Consider the following 15,580-nt stretch of genomic DNA (forward strand, 5'->3'; position numbering starts at 1 on the left):
TATAGGAAGTTTACCCGGCTTCCTTCCACAAATAACACAAATGTCGAAAAATTTAATGTTTCTTCCATATGAATTGTATGTATTCGACATGGAAATGCCCCGGTTCACTGAGCCGGGGCATCCATATCAGATTTTCGCTTCAATCTCTTCCAGTAATTCTTTTTCCAGGCCGCTGTGTTCGGAAAGGAAATGCGTCATGCCCTTCCCGGAGATGACCTGGTTCATCTCCACCTGTTCAGGGTCATCCTCGTTGTCGAATTTCAGGGCATGCACAACCAGTTCCGACAATGCATCGTGGTCGTGGCCGTTTTCATGCAGGTACACGAGCGGTTTGATGATGCGGTCGTTCGGGCCAAGCTTCCTGAGCACGCCCCGGCCGACACGGTCGAGATCATCGGAGAGGTATGGGTTTTTGAATCTGCCGATGATCTTGTCGATATACTGTGACTGCTCCGCCTGCGTAAAGTCATAATTTTCTGTAAGGTAGAGGGTCGTCTCGTTGAGCACATTCCTCAGGAAGACGACGACCTCGTCATCCTGCATTGCTTCCGAAACGCTCGTGTAACCGAGCGTCTTTCCGTAATAGGCGATGGCGGCGTGTCCTGTATTTACGGTGAACAGCTTCCTTTCGATATAGGGCATGAGGTCGGGTACATAGTTCACGCCATCGAGTTTATCGTCCCCCATCCAATTGTCGGCTTCGATGACCCATTCGTAGAAGGGTTCGACTTTCACATCAAGGATGTTTTCATTCTTCTGCATCGGGACGATGCGGTCCACTGCAGAGTTCGGGAATCCGATGTTCGTGAAGGCGTGGGTACCGACTTCAGCAGCAATGGCGTCTTTCAGAGTATCTGTGGCAAGGACGGCATTTTCACATGCGATGATGTTGAGGCTTTTCCCTTCACTGCGCTTTTCCAGGTGGGGCGCGATGGTTTTAGCAATGATCGGGAGGATGTTGACGCCGACCGCTGTCGTAATGATGTCCGCTTCCGCTATAGCCCGGGCCAGCTCCTCTGCATCCTTTGCGGTGTTGATGCCGGCCACTCCGCTGATTTCATAGGCGCCACCATTCTCTTCGGCGATATGCACAGTATATTTCCCATCCCTGTTCAGTGCATCTATGATCTCCTCATTGACGTCTGCGAATGTGATTTCATACCCATTATCATGCAGTACTTTGCCGATGAACCCACGGCCGATGTTTCCGGCACCAAAATGAACGGCTTTCATATCATATCTCCTCATTTTCAAAGAGTGCGATGATTTCATCGGCAGAAGCGGCATTGATGACTTGCTTGGCGTTTTCCTCTTCCGAGAAAAGCACTGCTATTTTTTGGAGCATATCAAGATGTTCGTTGTCCTTGCCGGCAATGCCGAGTACGACTTTGGCTTCATTCCCGTCAAAGTCGACACCGCCCGGCACCTGTACGAGGGAGAGGCCGCTCTCGATGACGGAGGTCTTTCCTTCGTCTGTGCCGTGGGGAATCGCCAGGCCATTCCCCATGAAGGTGGAGACGACCTTCTCCCGCTCCAGCATGGAATCGATGTAGGCCTCCTCGACGGCGCCCTGCTGCACGAGCAGCCTGCCGGCCATTTCGATTGCTTCCTCCTTCGATCCTGCAGTCTGGTCCATTAGAATGTTTTCCTTCTTCAACATGATGATCATTTCCTTTCTATTTAAAGATTGTCCGTATCTGGTTCTTGATTACTTCGTCCATTATTTGCGGCTCTTCGAAAAGTTTCTGGATATTCATGTGGTGCTCGCCGAACAGTACACTCAGCTCGCTGATCGTCTCGGCTGCGAGTGTAGCTTCAGGCACAAGTAATATGATCTGGTGGTTGACGGTCACCTTGTCTCCAAGGTGGTTCCTGTCCTCTATACCTCCGCGATTGTGGATGAAAACCATCTGGTGGTGTCTGACGTGGGGAGATCTGACATGGGGATAGGAGAATCCATCTTCTCCAATGGTGAAGCCTGTTGCTTCAAACCGTTCCTTCATCTGTCGGAGGATCTGATGGATGTCTTCCTCTTCAATGATCGTTTCCGAAGACAGGGCATCACGCACGGAGGAGAGGGCATCTGTATGGTGGTTTTGCTCGATGAATGTCCGGTTGAGATAGAGTTCCGAAACCTGGATGACGCGGTCAGGATTGACTTCTGCCATTGTGATGGTTCCCGCCGTTTTTGGAAGCGGGGCGGCATCGATGTGGGCAATCGCTTCTGAAATCTTCTTTTCGTCATTGGCATCAAGCAGGGGACTGACGAGTATATAGTTTTCAAGGTCGAGCGGCACTGTGCTCAGCACCAGTTCGTCTTCATGGATATCCGTATCCCCGATTTCCGATATCGAGAGTTCCTGACGTATGAATATATTGTTGAATCTGCTCTTCAGCTGGTTCGCCAGAATCCGGCTTGTACCGATGCCGCTGGAGCAGACCGTCGTCACTTCAATCCTCGGATTGGCATGGAGGATGCCTCCGAAATGAATGGTCAGGAAACCGATCTCCGATTCATTGAGATTCTCCACTTTAAAGTGCTGGCGGAAACATTCACCGACGATTTCAAACAGTGAGGGATAGCTTTCCTTTATCGAATCGAGCAAAGGATTGGCGGTGATGATGCCGGAGTCCATCCGGTGGAGCGTGGGTTCGATGTGCAGTATCAGTCCCTCCTTGAGCTCAGGGTAGGCATAGAAGGGATAGTTCATCCTCTGGCTCACCGAATCTATGAATGCACTGGTCAGCAGCTCTATGGAATAATCCTCATCAGCTTCCCGGGACTTTCTTCTGCTGCCCCGGAGATGCATGCAGATGAAATAGACCTCCTCTTCCGGGAATGTGATGGAAAATTCCTCTTCCAACTTTTTCGTAAGCGCAAGTGATACTTCGAACTCCTGGGTATTCCACAGCTCATCTTTCAGGGACTGTTTGATGGAGATGCTTTGAGAATGTTCAGTACGGTCGATGGCGAGCACGATATGCAGCGTCAGATTCAAGTATGCATTTTCAGTCAGCTGATAGGGCAGCACTTCCAGCTCGTCCATGAGCAGGCGCTCAACCTTGAAGATGGTGTCGGCCTCGAGCAGTTCCATGATGTTGCTGTTTACGAGGGAGCTGAAGACGAAGTTGTTCTCGATGACCGAGTAGATGCTGTTCGAGTTGAGCTCATTGACCATCATGTCGGCCAGGAAATTCTGCTTATTCAGTCCATCTCCGACAAGCTGTATACCGATGGCGCGCGTCTTTCTGATTTCAAGGCCCGAAGCCTCAAGGGGCGCAGCCATCTGTTCGATCAGCTCATCGACCTTGTGCTCGCTGACTCCGAGTTCGACGGCGAGGGCGCTCTTCTTGAGGCCTTCCGGATTCAGCATCAGATTATAGATGAGTGCGACCTTCTTCTCTTCGTTGCTCAAATCCTTGCCCGCGTGTGTATTGATGAAGGTGGTGAGTTTATCGATGTCACCCGGGCCAAGTTCTAGCTTTACGCCTTTTCTGTACTCCCTGATCAGCTCTATGCCGAGCTGACCAAGCGTATCGGTGATGTTCTTCAGTTCCCGGTGGATGGTCCTTGAGGACACCCCCAGGGTGTCTGCGAGTTCCTTGATGAGCAGAAAGGTGCCATTATGATAGATGAGCTCGTTGATGATTTTTTTCTCCCGAGAACTGATCATAATGGCACCTCCTTGTATTCATCTCTATTTCTGGTGTTTCTTGAGTTCTTCCGTCAGTTCATCATACTTCGGACTGTTGAGGAAGTTGTCGACCGAAATATGCTTGGCAGTAGGCACTTTGCTTTCGGCCCTTTCAGTCAGCGTCTTCTGTGTGATGATGATGTCTTCATCACCCTTCAGCTGGTTGATGGCCGAATTCGTGACATCGATGTCGAGCCCTTCTTTTTTGAACTTATTCTTCAACATACCCGCGCCCATGGCACTTGAACCCATGCCGGCATCGCAGGCGAAGACGATTTTGTCGACTTGACTGTAGTCGAATGGCGCGTCCGCTGCTTCCTGGCCGTCTGTTGTTGAGCCTTTCTGCTCCCGCTTCAGTTCTTCCGTCAGTTCATCATATTTCGGACTGTTGAGGAAGTTGTCGACTGAAATATGCTTGGCAGTAGGCACTTTGCTTTCGGCCCTTTCAGTCAGCGTCTTCTGTGTGATGATGATGTCTTCATCACCCTTCAGCTGGTTGATGGCCGAATTCGTGACTTCGATGTCGAGTCCTTCTTTTTTGAACTTATTCTTCAGCATGCCGGCGCCCATGGCACTTGAACCCATGCCGGCATCGCAGGCGAAGACGATCTTATCAACCTTGCTGTAGTCGAACGCTGCAGCTTCTGCAGTTTCCGTCTCAGCAGCCTCAGCCTGTGTCAGGGAACCTGCAACGGAAGATTTGCGACCTTTCGTCGCTTCCATCTTCTCCGTCGCCCCGACAATGTCATCGTCGGGCTGGCGTGTGAATTTCAGAATGAGTGAAGCTACGATGAAGGATACGAGTGCGGCTGCGAATACGCCGAGGAACATGATCAGATGTTCGCCCCTTGGCGTCATGGCGAAGTAGGCGATGATGCTGCCAGGTGCCGGAGGGCCGGACAGTCCGAAACCGAACAGGCTGAAGGTGAAGATGCCTGTGGCGCCACCGAGTATTGCGGCGACGACGAGCAGCGGTTTCATGAGGATGTACGGGAAGTAGATCTCATGGATACCACCGACGAACTGGATGATGGCAGCACCCGGTGCAGTGGCACGTGCAGTCCCCTTGCCGAAGACCATATAGGCGACAAGGATTCCGAGACCGGGACCGGGGTTGGATTCGAGCGTGAACAGGATGGAACGTCCCGCTTCCTGGACCTCTTCTGTGGCCAGCGGTGTCAGAACACCATGGTTGATGGCATTGTTCAGGAACACGACTTTGGCCGGCTCGATGAAAATGCTCGCCAATGGCAGAAGACCGGCTTCGACGATGATGTCGACGAGCCTTCCGAGCATGTTCGTCAGCCAGGATACGACAGGGCCGAGGCCATAGAAGCCGAACAGCGCGAGCAGGAAGGCCAGGATGCCGGCAGAAAAGTTGTTGACGAGCATCTCAAGCCCTTGACGGATGCGTGGCACGAGTACACGGTCGACCTGTTTGATCAGGTAGCCGCCAAGCGGCCCCATGATCATGGCGCCGAGGAGCATCGGGGAGTCGGGGAAGGCTGTGATGATACCCATCGTTGCAGTCGAACCGACGACCCCGCCCCGGACGTCGTGGACAAGCTTACCGCCGGTATAGGCGATGAGCAGCGGCAGGAGGTACGTGATCATCGGGCCGACCATGCCGGCCAAGTCTTCGTTCGGCAACCAACCGGCTTCAATGAACAGTGCGGTAATCAGACCCCATGCAATGAAGGCGGCGATGTTCGGCATGATCATGCTGCTCAGGAACGAGCCGAATGCCTGGACCTTACGGGAGAATCCTTTCTTTTCTTCGGACATAACTGTCACCCCTTGTAAATATTTAGTGTAATTTAATAATAATCCTAAAAGTGAGCGCTTACAATATAAACAAAAAGCGGGTTTGTCACGCAATGTGTGACAAAACACATGTTATGGATTAAAAGACAGGTTACATGGTGGTATACTGGAAGAAAAAGGAGGGCATTTCATGTTCGATTATCAGGCAGCATATAAAAGGAATGGCGCAGGCTCTCATATGAAAACATTCTGGCTGACAGTGCTCGCAATTGTACTGATGTATGCAGCCGGTCTTCTGTTCATTCTGGCGATGTTGCTGCCAGTTTCATTCATCGACAGTGGCATCATCATTCTATGGGTTTTTGCGGTTGGCTTCCTTTTCCTGCTTGCAGGAATCTTCCTGTTTTATCCCTTCGGCGTAGGGGTGCTGCACTATTATGCCCGCACCTATCTTGGGCGTGAGTTCGGATTTGGGGAAGCATTCAAAGTGTTCAAAAATGACAGGTACAGCAAAGTGATCAAGCTGGGGCTGCTTGTACTGGTCGCCTATGTCGTGGTCTCCTTTGCGTTCGGCCTGATCATGCAGTTCATCCTGACGGCAGTCAATATGCCATTGATCATGCTGGCGGAGACATGGGCGCAGGGGAGCGCGCCCTCGGGCGGCCAGGTCGGGGTGATCATCGGAGTCGTTCTGCTCAATTTCCTGGTGGCGACGCTTTCATACATCCCCTATATGCTGATCGCAATCTATGTGATTCTTGCCTATATGGTCTATATCGACCAGCCATTCATTCCCACCACAGATAAATTCAGGATTGCATGGGATGTCATGTTCCATAGTGGGGAGCGCATATGGAAGCTGATCTTCAGCAATTTCCTGCTCCTGCTGATGCCGCTCGCCGTCCATCTGGTATTCATCGTGCCGGCGATATTGCTGGGTATTTTTGTGGACGGTCTCGCCTTTCCTATTCTGATGGTGGCAGGGGTCCTCATCGCAGTCGTTGCATATGCTGCTGCGATATATTTCATGGTCGGCAGCATCACAGCTTATTATTTCAAGGGGCGTGGCACACTCGACCAGAAACATTGGCAGGAGGTCCAGGGATAAGTGGTGCGACTCAAGATTGAAACATCCGTTTCAATCTTATTTTTATGTCTTGAAATAATATTTGATAGGAGTAAAATTGCTGTAATGCTTAAAATGAGGTGAAAATGTGAGTGAGAACAGCAAAGGTATAATTTTTGCCCTTGGGGCATATCTGATATGGGGGTTTCTGCCCATCTACTGGAAGCAGGTCGAGCACATCTCTTCCTATGAACTGATTGCGCACAGGGTGCTGTGGGCCTTCGTATTCATGATTGTATTCATCCTCGTCACCAACAGGATGCATCTGTTCTACAAGGACTTGAAATTCATCTTCCGGGACAAGAAGAAGGTCATTGCACTGTTCGCCGCTTCGACCGTCATCACCACCAACTGGCTGCTGTACATCGTCGCTGTGAATAACGGACATATTCTGGATGCCAGCCTCGGCTACTACATCAATCCATTGATCAGCATATTGATCGGTTTCGTCATCCTCGGGGAACGGTTTTCAAAGTCACAATGGACGGCAATCATCATCGTCTTCCTCGGTGTTACATACTTGGCGGTGGGCCTCGGCTCTGCGCCATGGATTTCCCTGACTTTGGCGCTGTCGTTCAGCATCTATGGTCTGATCAAGAAGGTCATCAATATGGACGCGGTATTCGCACTTGCCGTCGAGACATTCGTCCTCGCACCATTTGCCCTTATCTACATACTGTTCCTTGAGGGGAGTGGCGGAGGCAACTTCGGCATCAATGCAGACAGTCTGGTCATGATGGGTACAGGGGTGATTACAGCGGTTCCGCTTCTGCTGTTCTCGCTTGGAGCCCAGCGCATCCGCCTGTCCCTGATCGGCATTCTCCAGTACTTCGCGCCGACGATCATGCTCCTGCTCGGTGTCTTCATGTATGATGAGGCATTTACGGACATCCATACGGTTGCCTATATACTGATATGGAGCGGCCTCGCCATCTACACCTTCAGCCGTATCCAGGAAATGCGCAGGCAGTCGGTGAAGAAGCCGAGGCGGCGCGTCAGCCACTAGCATATTGTTAGTGAATTGAAATGATCCATGATATGATTTATGAAAAATCAGTGTTCTAAGGAGTAAGGGACTATGAAGGTTTCAAGATATCTGTTCGCAACCCTCATCGCCACAGCCATCCTTGCCGGCTGCCAGGAAGAGGAGGCGCAGGATAATCAGAATAATATAGATGAAACAGCGGAAGAGGCGACACAGGAGTCACAGGAAACGGGCGCTACGGAGCGTTCATTGTCTGATATAGAGACGGATGATGAATCGCTTTCCGAAGTCGTGGATAAAGCAGAGGAGATCGACAGCTATCAGGCTGTGCTTGATCTCGAAGCGGTCGTCGATGGGGGTGCCCCGGAAAAGCTGGCAGCGGACGTACGGTTCAAGGATGGCGATCCGCCATCCCTCCACCTGAAATCTGAGGGGGAGGACCGCACAATCTCAAAAGACGGGGAAACATACTACAACAATGGTACGGAATGGGTCGACATTTCCGATTCCGTCGGCGCAGATCAGCTCTATCATGTGACATACGAGAATGCCGTCCATTCATTTGCAGAGATCAAGGGCGAACTGGAGGCAGTCGAGGAGGACGATGCAGTCATCTATTCATTCGAAGGAGAGAATGATGACGTGTTCAAAACATTCGAATCGCTCTTCGCCGTAGAGTTTGGAGCCATTGATACTTCCGTCATACAGAATGATGTAGAAATTGTCGTCGGCAAGGAAGACAAGCTCATCAGATCCATCGAGTATGATGCGGAAGGTGAAGATGCAGAAGGAGAATACGAGCTTTCAGGCGATGTCGATTTCACTTCATTCAATGATGTGGGGGAAATCGAACTGCCGGAAGCGGTGCAATAGGAAGAAACCCCCTCCGGGACCATGGTCCCGGAGGGGGTTTTCCATCAGGAAAACTCGATGACGGGTTTGAGCGTTTCACCGGATTCCATATCTTCGATGGCTTTATCGAGTTCATCCATATCATATTTTTTGATGAGCTTGTCGAACGGGAATTTTCCTGCCTTGTATTGAGATATGAGTTCAGGTATGAACAGTTTTGGTATGGCCTGTCCTTCCACGACGCCGACCATGGTCTTGTTCGTTGGAATCAGTTCATCATGGATGTGGAAGTCCAGATTTCCTGCCACGCCGACCAATGCGATGGTGCCAAGTGGCCGGACGGAACGGATTGCTTGAAGGACGACGGGAGAGACGCCGGATGCTTCTATTGCGAAGTGGGCACCGCCATTGGTGATGGATTTGACCGATTCCACAGGATCTTCTTCCTTGCTGTTGATGACATGTGTGGCACCAAACTCTTTGGCCATCTCCAGCCGATTTTCATGGACATCAGCCGCAATGATCGTCTTGCAGTTGGCAAGTTTCGCACCCATGACTGCACTCAGCCCTACAGAACCGCAGCCGAATATGACGATGGCATCGCCAATCCCCGGCTTCAGTTTGTTCAATACCGTGCCTGCACCGGTCTGGATGCCGCACGCCAAGGGACCTAGGAGTGCGAGATCGACATCCTTGTCTTCAATCTTTACGGTATTCCTGACATTGGAGATGCAGTGTGTGGCAAGGGAGGATTGGCCGAAAAGGCGTGCTACCTTCTCCTCTCCATCAGCTATTTTTGAGTCGGATTCCTCCATTGAGACACCAAAATTCGCAGCAAAGAAATTTTCGCATGCGCTCGGTACGCCGTTCAGGCAATTCTCACATTTACCGCAATAGTTGAAGGAGACGACCACATGATCGCCTTCCTCAAAATCAGTGACTGCAGAACCGGTCTGCTCCACGATCCCGGCCCCTTCATGGCCGAGTACAATCGGCGTTGGTGTCGGCGTATCCTGATGCAGCACACCAAGGTCCGTGTGGCAGAGTCCACTTCCGACAATACGTACCAGCAGCTCGTCCGGCCCTACATCCTTCAATTGCAGATCCTTCAGTTGAACCTGCTCATCTTCAGCAACATATGCTTTAATATTCATCATTTCACCCCATTGGAATTAATATGTTTCTACTATCTTACTCTACCCTCTGGAGGATGGGGTTAAGCCCAAGGAGGTTCTGCGATGATGGTTCCCTTTGGGGAGACATGAATGAAAGTGCCACACCCATACGATATGGATGTGGCATTTTTCATCTATGCATCATAGGCGTTCAGTGCATTGATGCCGTGGGCATACGCGGAACCGGCCTTCAATGTTGTTGCGACGAAGATGGATTCTGCAATCTCCTCTTTAGTAACGTTCATCTTTTTGGCATTTCCCGTATGGATCTCGATGCAGTATGGGCAGCCGGTCACATGGGCGATGGCGACAGCGATGATTTCCTTCTCTTTTGTTGTGAGTGCACCTTCCTGCATGGCAGCGGCATCGAACTGTTGGAATGCCTTATTGATTTCAGGTGTGACCTTATTGAGCTGAGCGAGGTTCTTAAGGCCCCCTTTGGCATAGAGGCTGTCGCCGTCGACTTCATCATAGGCGTCCAGTGCATTGATGCTGTGGGCGTATGCCGAGCCTGCCTTGAGGGCGGTGGCGACCATGATGGATTCGGCCATCTCCTCTTTGGAGCCTTCGAGCTTCTTCAAGTTCTTCACGTGGATATCGATGCAGTAGGGGCAGCCGGTCACATGGGCTACGGCTACAGCGATGAGCTCCTTAAGTTTTGCTGGGAGCACGCCTTCCGCCATTGCTTTCTGGTCGAACTGTCCGAATGCCTTCGCGGCTTCCGGGGCAAGCTTGTTGATTTCACCGAGGCGGTTCTTGTAGGACTGTTTGTATAGTACATCAGTAGTCATTTCATATCCTCCTAGTAGGTATTACATCAACTATATAGTATTGTAATCCATACCTCAAGGGGAGGATTATTCTTTTTCCTTTTTGAGTCTGACGAATCGGACATGTTCGATGAAGGAAGTATGGATGACGCCGGCCTCATCCTTTTCGATGAGTCTGAGCTCCTGATTGGATGAGTCACCAATGGGAATCACCATCTTTCCCATCGGGGCAAGCTGATGGATGAGGGCAGGGGGGACTTCCCGTGCGGCGGCCGTCACCATGATCCTGTCATATGGAGCGTGTTCTTCCCATCCGAGATGGCCGTCCCCGTAGTGGAAATGGATGTTGGAGAACCCTTCCGCTTTTAATCTGTCCTTGGCCTGCTCATGTAGTGCACCGATCCTCTCAACGGTAAAGACTTCTTCTGCAAACTTCGCCAGCAGGGCAGTCTGGAAGCCGGATCCTGTTCCGACCTCGAGCACCCTGCTGTCCGATTGGAGGTCGAGGTGCAGTGTCATCTCGAGCACAAGAGAGGGCTGGGATATCGTCTGGCCATGGCCGATGGGGAAGGGTACATCCATTTCTGCCTCCTCCTTGTACTGTTCCATGAACCTGCTCCGGTCGAGTGCGTGGAAAAATGCAGTAATCTCTTCTTCGGTATACTTCATGGCATTCACCTTCCTTTTAGGATGGATGTCCTTGCGACCTGTGTATGAATCACCTGAGTGGAGTCAGATAAGCTTCAATGAGATCGCGGTTCTCTTCCAGTTCAGGAGGCAGCGAAAGATCCTCTCCAAGCGATTCGACGGGTTCATCGATCGCGAATCCAGGACCATCTGTCGAAACTTCCACTGTAATGCCGCCGACGGTGGTGATGTAGAGGGCCTTGAAATAATAGCGGTCTATGAGACCGGAGTTCTTCCAGTTTTCCTTGTCCACACGCTCCTCGATCTCCAGCAGCTCCGCTTCATCCTCGACGCGCAGGGAGAAGTGGTGCACACTGCCATAGCCCTCCTTTTCAAGCTGGGTGGAGCGCTGCTCGATGACATAGACGCTGTCTTCACCGACATTGATTTCAGCTTCCGTCGAATCTTCGGTGAACTCCCCCTGCACCTCTCCACCGAGAAGCTCCAGAAACTGGACCATCGGCTTGATGTACTGGACAGTCAACTCTACTGCTCCGATGGAAGTGATTGCATGCGCCTGTGGGATGTCGGGGTGCATGTTTGGGGTGGGGTGACCGCTGCTCTGATCGACAATGAGCGCGAGGCGCTGCTTCTCATGATCCTCGAATTTCATGATGGTCTTTCCGAACTGCTCGATGATGCCTTCATGATAAACGCCATGCGTTTCGAAGCGTCCCTTGAAGAATTCCAGTGATTCCTTTGAGGGCACCCGGAAATAGGTTCTCGAAATGCTGTTGGTGCCGGCCTGGAATTTTGGGGCGTTGATGATATTGAAGAATGTGATGTCGGAACCGGGCGTCCCCTCATAATCTGCATAGAACAGGTGATACATGCTGGTATCATCCTGGTTGACCGTCTTTTTGACGAGGCGCAGACCGAGGATATTGGTATAGAAGTCATGGTTGTCAAGGATTTCCTTCGTGATGGAGGAAACATGGTGGATGCCTAGTACTGTCATAAGTATCGCTCCTTCTGAATCATTTGTTATTATTATATAATAGTAATAGGGTAAACTCTAACAAAGGAGGATATTACAGTGGAACATCTATTTATAAAAGCGAAGAACAACAAAGAGAATACTTTGATACTTTTCCATGGCAGCGGGGGCAGGGAAACGGACCTGCTGGAAGTGGCTGCAATGGTCGACAGCTCGGCGAACATCCTCGCATTGCGTGGGGATGTCGAAGACAGCGGCCAGGTACGCTTCTTCAAGAGGGACGGCAAGGGGCATGATGAGGAAAGTCTCAGGACCGAAGGGGAAAAGGTCGCTGAACTGCTGCGGGACCTTGCTGCAGAGTATGGCTTGGACCTCTCTAAGGCCGCCTACATCGGCTACTCGAACGGTGCAAACATGGCAGCCCATATGCTGCTCAACCACGACATTCCGGTTGCCGGAGCAATGCTGATGCATGGGGCATACAAAAGCGGGCAGGTCGGGGATGTCGAACTCCTCGGAAAGAAGGTGCTCATGACGGCGGGCGCGCGGGATATGGTCGCTACAGCAGGGGAAGCCTATCAGCTGAAGCAGAAGCTGGAACTGAAAGGCGCCACGGTTGATGTGAAACTGACGGATGGTGGACATGAGATCGTTTCAGAAGAACTCATGGAGGGGCACCTCTGGTATCTGCGGGTGAAGTGAGGATTGCCTCACTTCAAGTATGTTTCTTCCAGGTAGCGTTTCAGACCATCTTCATCACATGTGAATTCGGTGATGTCATCAGCCGCGGCCTTGACGGCATCTGTAGCATTTTTCATGGCGGTCCTGCGTCCGGCCTTCTCGAATAGGGGCAGGTCGTTCATCGAATCGCCGATCACGTGGACATCCTGGAAGCTGATGTTGAAGTGCTCGAGCAGCGTGGCCGTTCCAGTCGCCTTGTCGCGGCCCTTGAGCATCACTTCTGCGTTGTGGATGCTTGTCGTGTACAGCGCATAGTCGGATTCATCCTGCCTGTCCTTCAGGTAGTCGTACCAATCCTTTATCTTCCCGAGGTCGGTACTGAAGAAGAACAGCTTGACGACATGGTCGAACGGAAGCTCCTCGACCCACTGGGTCTCGCTGCTCATCGTATCCTGGGCGAACCGGTATTCGAAGTCCTTCATCGTTTCAGGCTGATCCCGGCTGATGTCGGCAAATGAATATTCCTGATCCTGGAGGAGGGTCCTGCTCGAATTTTCCAGCGTATGGACCTCATAATAGACTTCCCGCTCGCGTGCGGCTTCGATCATCTGGGCGACGAAATCCGGTTTGAAGGAAGCGGCATCCACAAGTTCGCCGCCGACATAGATGCCCATGCCGCTCGCAGCAACATAGCCGTCGAGTGGGCAGTGCTCGGGGGTGATGCTGATGATTTCATGACTGGTCCTCCCCGTCGCAAAAAAGATATGCATCCCCTTTTTTTTGAGTTCGGCCAGTGTATCCACAAGATTGAGGGAAAACTGGCCGCTGTGGTCCAGTATCGTGCCATCCATATCGAGCGCTAATGCTTTCATCTTCATTCAACTCCATTATTTTTTAATTGATCTGATCATCGGCTTCCAATTGTGTTAAAATATTCATATTATTTTATTATTATAAATGTGGTGATATTATGACACAAACAGCCCTCAAGCGGTCCATCATGGATGGATTGACGATCGGCATGGGGTATCTTCCCGTGGCGGTCGCATTCGGAATCACCGCAAAACCACTCCTTTCATTTTTTGAAACGGTATTGATGAGCTTCATGGTATACGGAGGCGCCAGCCAGTTCCTGGCCCTCCAGATGCTCACTTCAAGTGGGGCGGCAGCCATCGTCATTGCGGTGTTCATACTCAATTCAAGGCATTTCGTCATGGCATTCAAGGTCAATTACGACCTGAAGCACGAGTCGTTTCCTAAACGTCTGATACTGTCATCGTATGTGACGGATGAATCATTTGCAGTCACCGCCAACAATGATGAAGACCAGCATACGTTCATGAACTATTTCGCCACATTCTTCATCGCCTATGCCTTTTGGGTCGCCTTTTCCGCAGTCGGCTATCTGGCCGGTGAATGGATGAGCGAAGGACTGATCCTGGCAAGCGGCATCGCCCTCTATGCACTGTTCATCGCACTGCTCATACCTGCGGTGAGAGTCCATTACAAGTATGGCATCGTTGCGGTTCTCGGCATGGTGATGCATTATGTCATGAGCATCATCCCGTCTGTGCCTGCAGGGGTTGCCATCGTCGCTGCCATCCTGCTTGCTGCATTGATGGGCGTCATCCTGGAAAGACTGGAGGTATTCAATTGATTCTGCTCATCGCCGCCCTTTTTGCTGCCACCATCATAACACGTATACTGCCGGCATTTATCATAGACAAGTTCTCCCTGCCGGAGTGGATTGTTACATACTTGAATTATATACCCTATGCCGCCCTCGGGGTACTGATTTTTCCCGGAATCCTCACTGCTGTGGAGCGGCCGGTCCATGGGCTGCTCGGCGGCATATTCGCAGTCATGCTTGCGGTGCTCCGGGTGCCGCTCTTCTTCATTGTGCTGGGAAGCATCGTTTTCGTTTACATCATCATGTTATAGAAGGATGCCGTAGAAATGAATGAATTCATCTTTATCTTCATAAATATCATACTGCCGATCGGACTGATTGTGGCGACGGGGTACGTCATCCAGCTCAAATTCGATCTCGACCGGTCGACGCTGGCGAAACTGAGCATCCATTATGTGATGCCGGCCTTCATCTTCATGAGCCTGTATGAATCCTCAATTGATTTTGCGCTGCTCATCAACGTGATGCTCTTTCTGATCATCTATGCTGCCGCTTCTTTCATCATCGTCAAGTTGATCGCGCGGCTGCTCGGCTTGAGCCGGGACAGGACTGTGCTTTTTACAAACTCCAACCTGTTCTATAATGCCGGCAACTATGGGGTGCCGGTGAATGACCTCGTTTTCAGGAGTGATCCCTATGCGATGAGCATCCAGGTGATGATTGTGGTATTCCAGAACATGTTTGCGTTCTCCTACGGCATATTTTCATTGAGTGCAAAGAATGTCGGCAGGACGAAGGCACTGCTCGGTTATTTCAAGATGCCCATATTCTATGGGCTTGTCCTGGGACTCGCGTTCAACTATTTCAATATCCCGGTTCCGGAACCGGTCGAAACATCTCTAGACTATATGAGAAGCGCAATGATCGGACTCGTGGTCTTCATACTGGGAGCGCAGATTGCCGGCATCAAGTTCAGGCGGCTCAGATGGAGTGCCCTGACAGGTGCGTTGAGCCGGCTCCTCATCGGCCCGGTACTGGCAATTGGACTGCTGCTGCTCTTCAATGTTGAAGGGGTCGTGGCGCAGGCCATACTGATTACAACAGCCATGCCTGCAGCCGTCAACAGTGCAATCATCGCCCAGGAGTACAGCGATGATCCGGAGTACGCAGCGGAGATTGTGATGATGAGTACGCTGCTGAGTGCATTGACGGTCTCGAGCGTCATCTACATCGCCCTGGCCATATTCTGATTATTTATCAATCATGGGGGTGATATGG

16 protein-coding genes are annotated in these 15,580 nt (G+C 51.2%); 7 read left to right on the top strand and 9 right to left on the bottom strand.

Annotation, left to right across the window (positions count from 1 at the left end; genetic code table 11):
- Positions 1 to 126: 126 nt before the first annotated feature.
- Genes LLU09_RS08730 through LLU09_RS08745 form a run of 4 tightly spaced genes read right to left on the bottom strand, consistent with a single transcriptional unit; the run spans position 127 to position 5,480 of the window.
- Complete coding sequence (locus LLU09_RS08730; protein ID WP_228311402.1) at positions 127 to 1,233, bottom strand: mannitol-1-phosphate 5-dehydrogenase; 1,107 nt, start codon at positions 1,231 to 1,233, stop codon at positions 127 to 129.
- Position 1,234: 1 nt separating this feature from the next.
- Positions 1,235 to 1,660, bottom strand: coding sequence for a PTS mannitol transporter subunit IIA (locus LLU09_RS08735; protein WP_228311403.1), 426 nt, complete (start codon positions 1,658 to 1,660; stop codon positions 1,235 to 1,237).
- A gap of 16 nt (positions 1,661 to 1,676) precedes the next feature.
- Positions 1,677 to 3,674, bottom strand: a complete 1,998-nt coding sequence (locus LLU09_RS08740) for a BglG family transcription antiterminator (protein ID WP_228311404.1) — start codon at positions 3,672 to 3,674, stop codon at positions 1,677 to 1,679.
- A gap of 24 nt (positions 3,675 to 3,698) precedes the next feature.
- On the bottom strand, positions 3,699 to 5,480 hold the full coding sequence (locus tag LLU09_RS08745) for a PTS mannitol transporter subunit IIBC (RefSeq protein ID WP_228311405.1): 1,782 nt from the start codon (positions 5,478 to 5,480) through the stop codon (positions 3,699 to 3,701).
- Between the two features lie 169 nt (positions 5,481 to 5,649).
- Here LLU09_RS08745 and LLU09_RS08750 point away from each other — a divergent pair, with 169 nt between their 5' ends.
- The 3 genes from LLU09_RS08750 (at position 5,650) to LLU09_RS08760 (ending at position 8,443) form a co-directional block, all read left to right on the top strand.
- Entirely contained in the window at positions 5,650 to 6,567 is a 918-nt protein-coding gene (locus LLU09_RS08750) for a hypothetical protein (RefSeq protein WP_228311406.1), read from the top strand.
- A 106-nt stretch (positions 6,568 to 6,673) separates the two neighbouring features.
- A complete protein-coding gene (rarD, locus tag LLU09_RS08755) occupies positions 6,674 to 7,591 on the top strand; it encodes an EamA family transporter RarD (protein ID WP_228311407.1) in 918 nt (305 codons plus the stop codon).
- Positions 7,592 to 7,663: 72 nt separating this feature from the next.
- Positions 7,664 to 8,443, top strand: coding sequence for a hypothetical protein (locus tag LLU09_RS08760; RefSeq protein ID WP_228311408.1), 780 nt, complete (start codon positions 7,664 to 7,666; stop codon positions 8,441 to 8,443).
- 44 nt (positions 8,444 to 8,487) lie between these two features.
- Here the strand turns inward: LLU09_RS08760 and LLU09_RS08765 are convergent, their stop codons facing one another.
- The 4 genes from LLU09_RS08765 to LLU09_RS08780 all read right to left on the bottom strand — a co-directional run bounded on the left by LLU09_RS08765 (position 8,488) and on the right by LLU09_RS08780 (position 12,012).
- Positions 8,488 to 9,576, bottom strand: a complete 1,089-nt coding sequence (locus tag LLU09_RS08765; RefSeq protein WP_228311409.1) for an NAD(P)-dependent alcohol dehydrogenase — start codon at positions 9,574 to 9,576, stop codon at positions 8,488 to 8,490.
- Between the two features lie 155 nt (positions 9,577 to 9,731).
- On the bottom strand, positions 9,732 to 10,388 hold the full coding sequence (locus LLU09_RS08770) for a carboxymuconolactone decarboxylase family protein (RefSeq protein WP_228311410.1): 657 nt from the start codon (positions 10,386 to 10,388) through the stop codon (positions 9,732 to 9,734).
- Positions 10,389 to 10,454: 66 nt separating this feature from the next.
- Complete coding sequence (locus tag LLU09_RS08775) at positions 10,455 to 11,036, bottom strand: protein-L-isoaspartate(D-aspartate) O-methyltransferase (RefSeq protein ID WP_094906350.1); 582 nt, start codon at positions 11,034 to 11,036, stop codon at positions 10,455 to 10,457.
- 49 nt (positions 11,037 to 11,085) lie between these two features.
- On the bottom strand, positions 11,086 to 12,012 hold the full coding sequence (locus LLU09_RS08780) for a VOC family protein (RefSeq protein ID WP_228311411.1): 927 nt from the start codon (positions 12,010 to 12,012) through the stop codon (positions 11,086 to 11,088).
- A gap of 78 nt (positions 12,013 to 12,090) precedes the next feature.
- Between LLU09_RS08780 and LLU09_RS08785 the strand changes: the two genes are divergently transcribed.
- Positions 12,091 to 12,693 carry an alpha/beta hydrolase gene (locus LLU09_RS08785; protein WP_228311412.1) on the top strand — a complete coding sequence of 201 codons (603 nt, stop codon included), beginning with the start codon at positions 12,091 to 12,093 and terminating at the stop codon, positions 12,691 to 12,693.
- An 8-nt stretch (positions 12,694 to 12,701) separates the two neighbouring features.
- On the opposite strand, the gene LLU09_RS08790 is transcribed toward LLU09_RS08785, so the two are convergent.
- Complete coding sequence (locus LLU09_RS08790; RefSeq protein WP_228311413.1) at positions 12,702 to 13,544, bottom strand: HAD-IIB family hydrolase; 843 nt, start codon at positions 13,542 to 13,544, stop codon at positions 12,702 to 12,704.
- Between the two features lie 98 nt (positions 13,545 to 13,642).
- Between LLU09_RS08790 and LLU09_RS08795 the strand changes: the two genes are divergently transcribed.
- Genes LLU09_RS08795 through LLU09_RS08805 form a run of 3 tightly spaced genes read left to right on the top strand, consistent with a single transcriptional unit; the run spans position 13,643 to position 15,552 of the window.
- On the top strand, positions 13,643 to 14,329 hold the full coding sequence (locus LLU09_RS08795) for an AzlC family ABC transporter permease (RefSeq protein WP_094906352.1): 687 nt from the start codon (positions 13,643 to 13,645) through the stop codon (positions 14,327 to 14,329).
- Positions 14,326 to 14,613, top strand: a complete 288-nt coding sequence (locus tag LLU09_RS08800; protein ID WP_228311414.1) for an AzlD domain-containing protein — start codon at positions 14,326 to 14,328, stop codon at positions 14,611 to 14,613. The genes LLU09_RS08795 and LLU09_RS08800 overlap by 4 nt, the downstream gene beginning before the upstream one ends.
- A 15-nt stretch (positions 14,614 to 14,628) precedes the next feature.
- Entirely contained in the window at positions 14,629 to 15,552 is a 924-nt protein-coding gene (locus LLU09_RS08805) for an AEC family transporter (protein WP_228311415.1), read from the top strand.
- Positions 15,553 to 15,580: the final 28 nt, after the last annotated feature.

The organism is Salinicoccus sp. RF5, from assembly GCF_020786625.1.
Lineage (GTDB): Bacteria > Bacillota > Bacilli > Staphylococcales > Salinicoccaceae > Salinicoccus.

Coding starts and splice junctions, on each gene's coding strand:
- LLU09_RS08730 (WP_228311402.1), bottom strand. CDS start 1,233: ATGAAAGCCGTTCATTTTGGTGCCGGAAACATCGGCCGTGGGTTCATC.
- LLU09_RS08735 (WP_228311403.1), bottom strand. CDS start 1,660: ATGTTGAAGAAGGAAAACATTCTAATGGACCAGACTGCAGGATCGAAG.
- LLU09_RS08740 (WP_228311404.1), bottom strand. CDS start 3,674: ATGATCAGTTCTCGGGAGAAAAAAATCATCAACGAGCTCATCTATCAT.
- LLU09_RS08745 (WP_228311405.1), bottom strand. CDS start 5,480: ATGTCCGAAGAAAAGAAAGGATTCTCCCGTAAGGTCCAGGCATTCGGC.
- LLU09_RS08750 (WP_228311406.1), top strand. CDS start 5,650: ATGTTCGATTATCAGGCAGCATATAAAAGGAATGGCGCAGGCTCTCAT.
- LLU09_RS08760 (WP_228311408.1), top strand. CDS start 7,664: ATGAAGGTTTCAAGATATCTGTTCGCAACCCTCATCGCCACAGCCATC.
- LLU09_RS08765 (WP_228311409.1), bottom strand. CDS start 9,576: ATGAATATTAAAGCATATGTTGCTGAAGATGAGCAGGTTCAACTGAAG.
- LLU09_RS08770 (WP_228311410.1), bottom strand. CDS start 10,388: ATGACTACTGATGTACTATACAAACAGTCCTACAAGAACCGCCTCGGT.
- LLU09_RS08775 (WP_094906350.1), bottom strand. CDS start 11,036: ATGAAGTATACCGAAGAAGAGATTACTGCATTTTTCCACGCACTCGAC.
- LLU09_RS08780 (WP_228311411.1), bottom strand. CDS start 12,012: ATGACAGTACTAGGCATCCACCATGTTTCCTCCATCACGAAGGAAATC.
- LLU09_RS08790 (WP_228311413.1), bottom strand. CDS start 13,544: ATGAAAGCATTAGCGCTCGATATGGATGGCACGATACTGGACCACAGC.
- LLU09_RS08795 (WP_094906352.1), top strand. CDS start 13,643: ATGACACAAACAGCCCTCAAGCGGTCCATCATGGATGGATTGACGATC.
- LLU09_RS08805 (WP_228311415.1), top strand. CDS start 14,629: ATGAATGAATTCATCTTTATCTTCATAAATATCATACTGCCGATCGGA.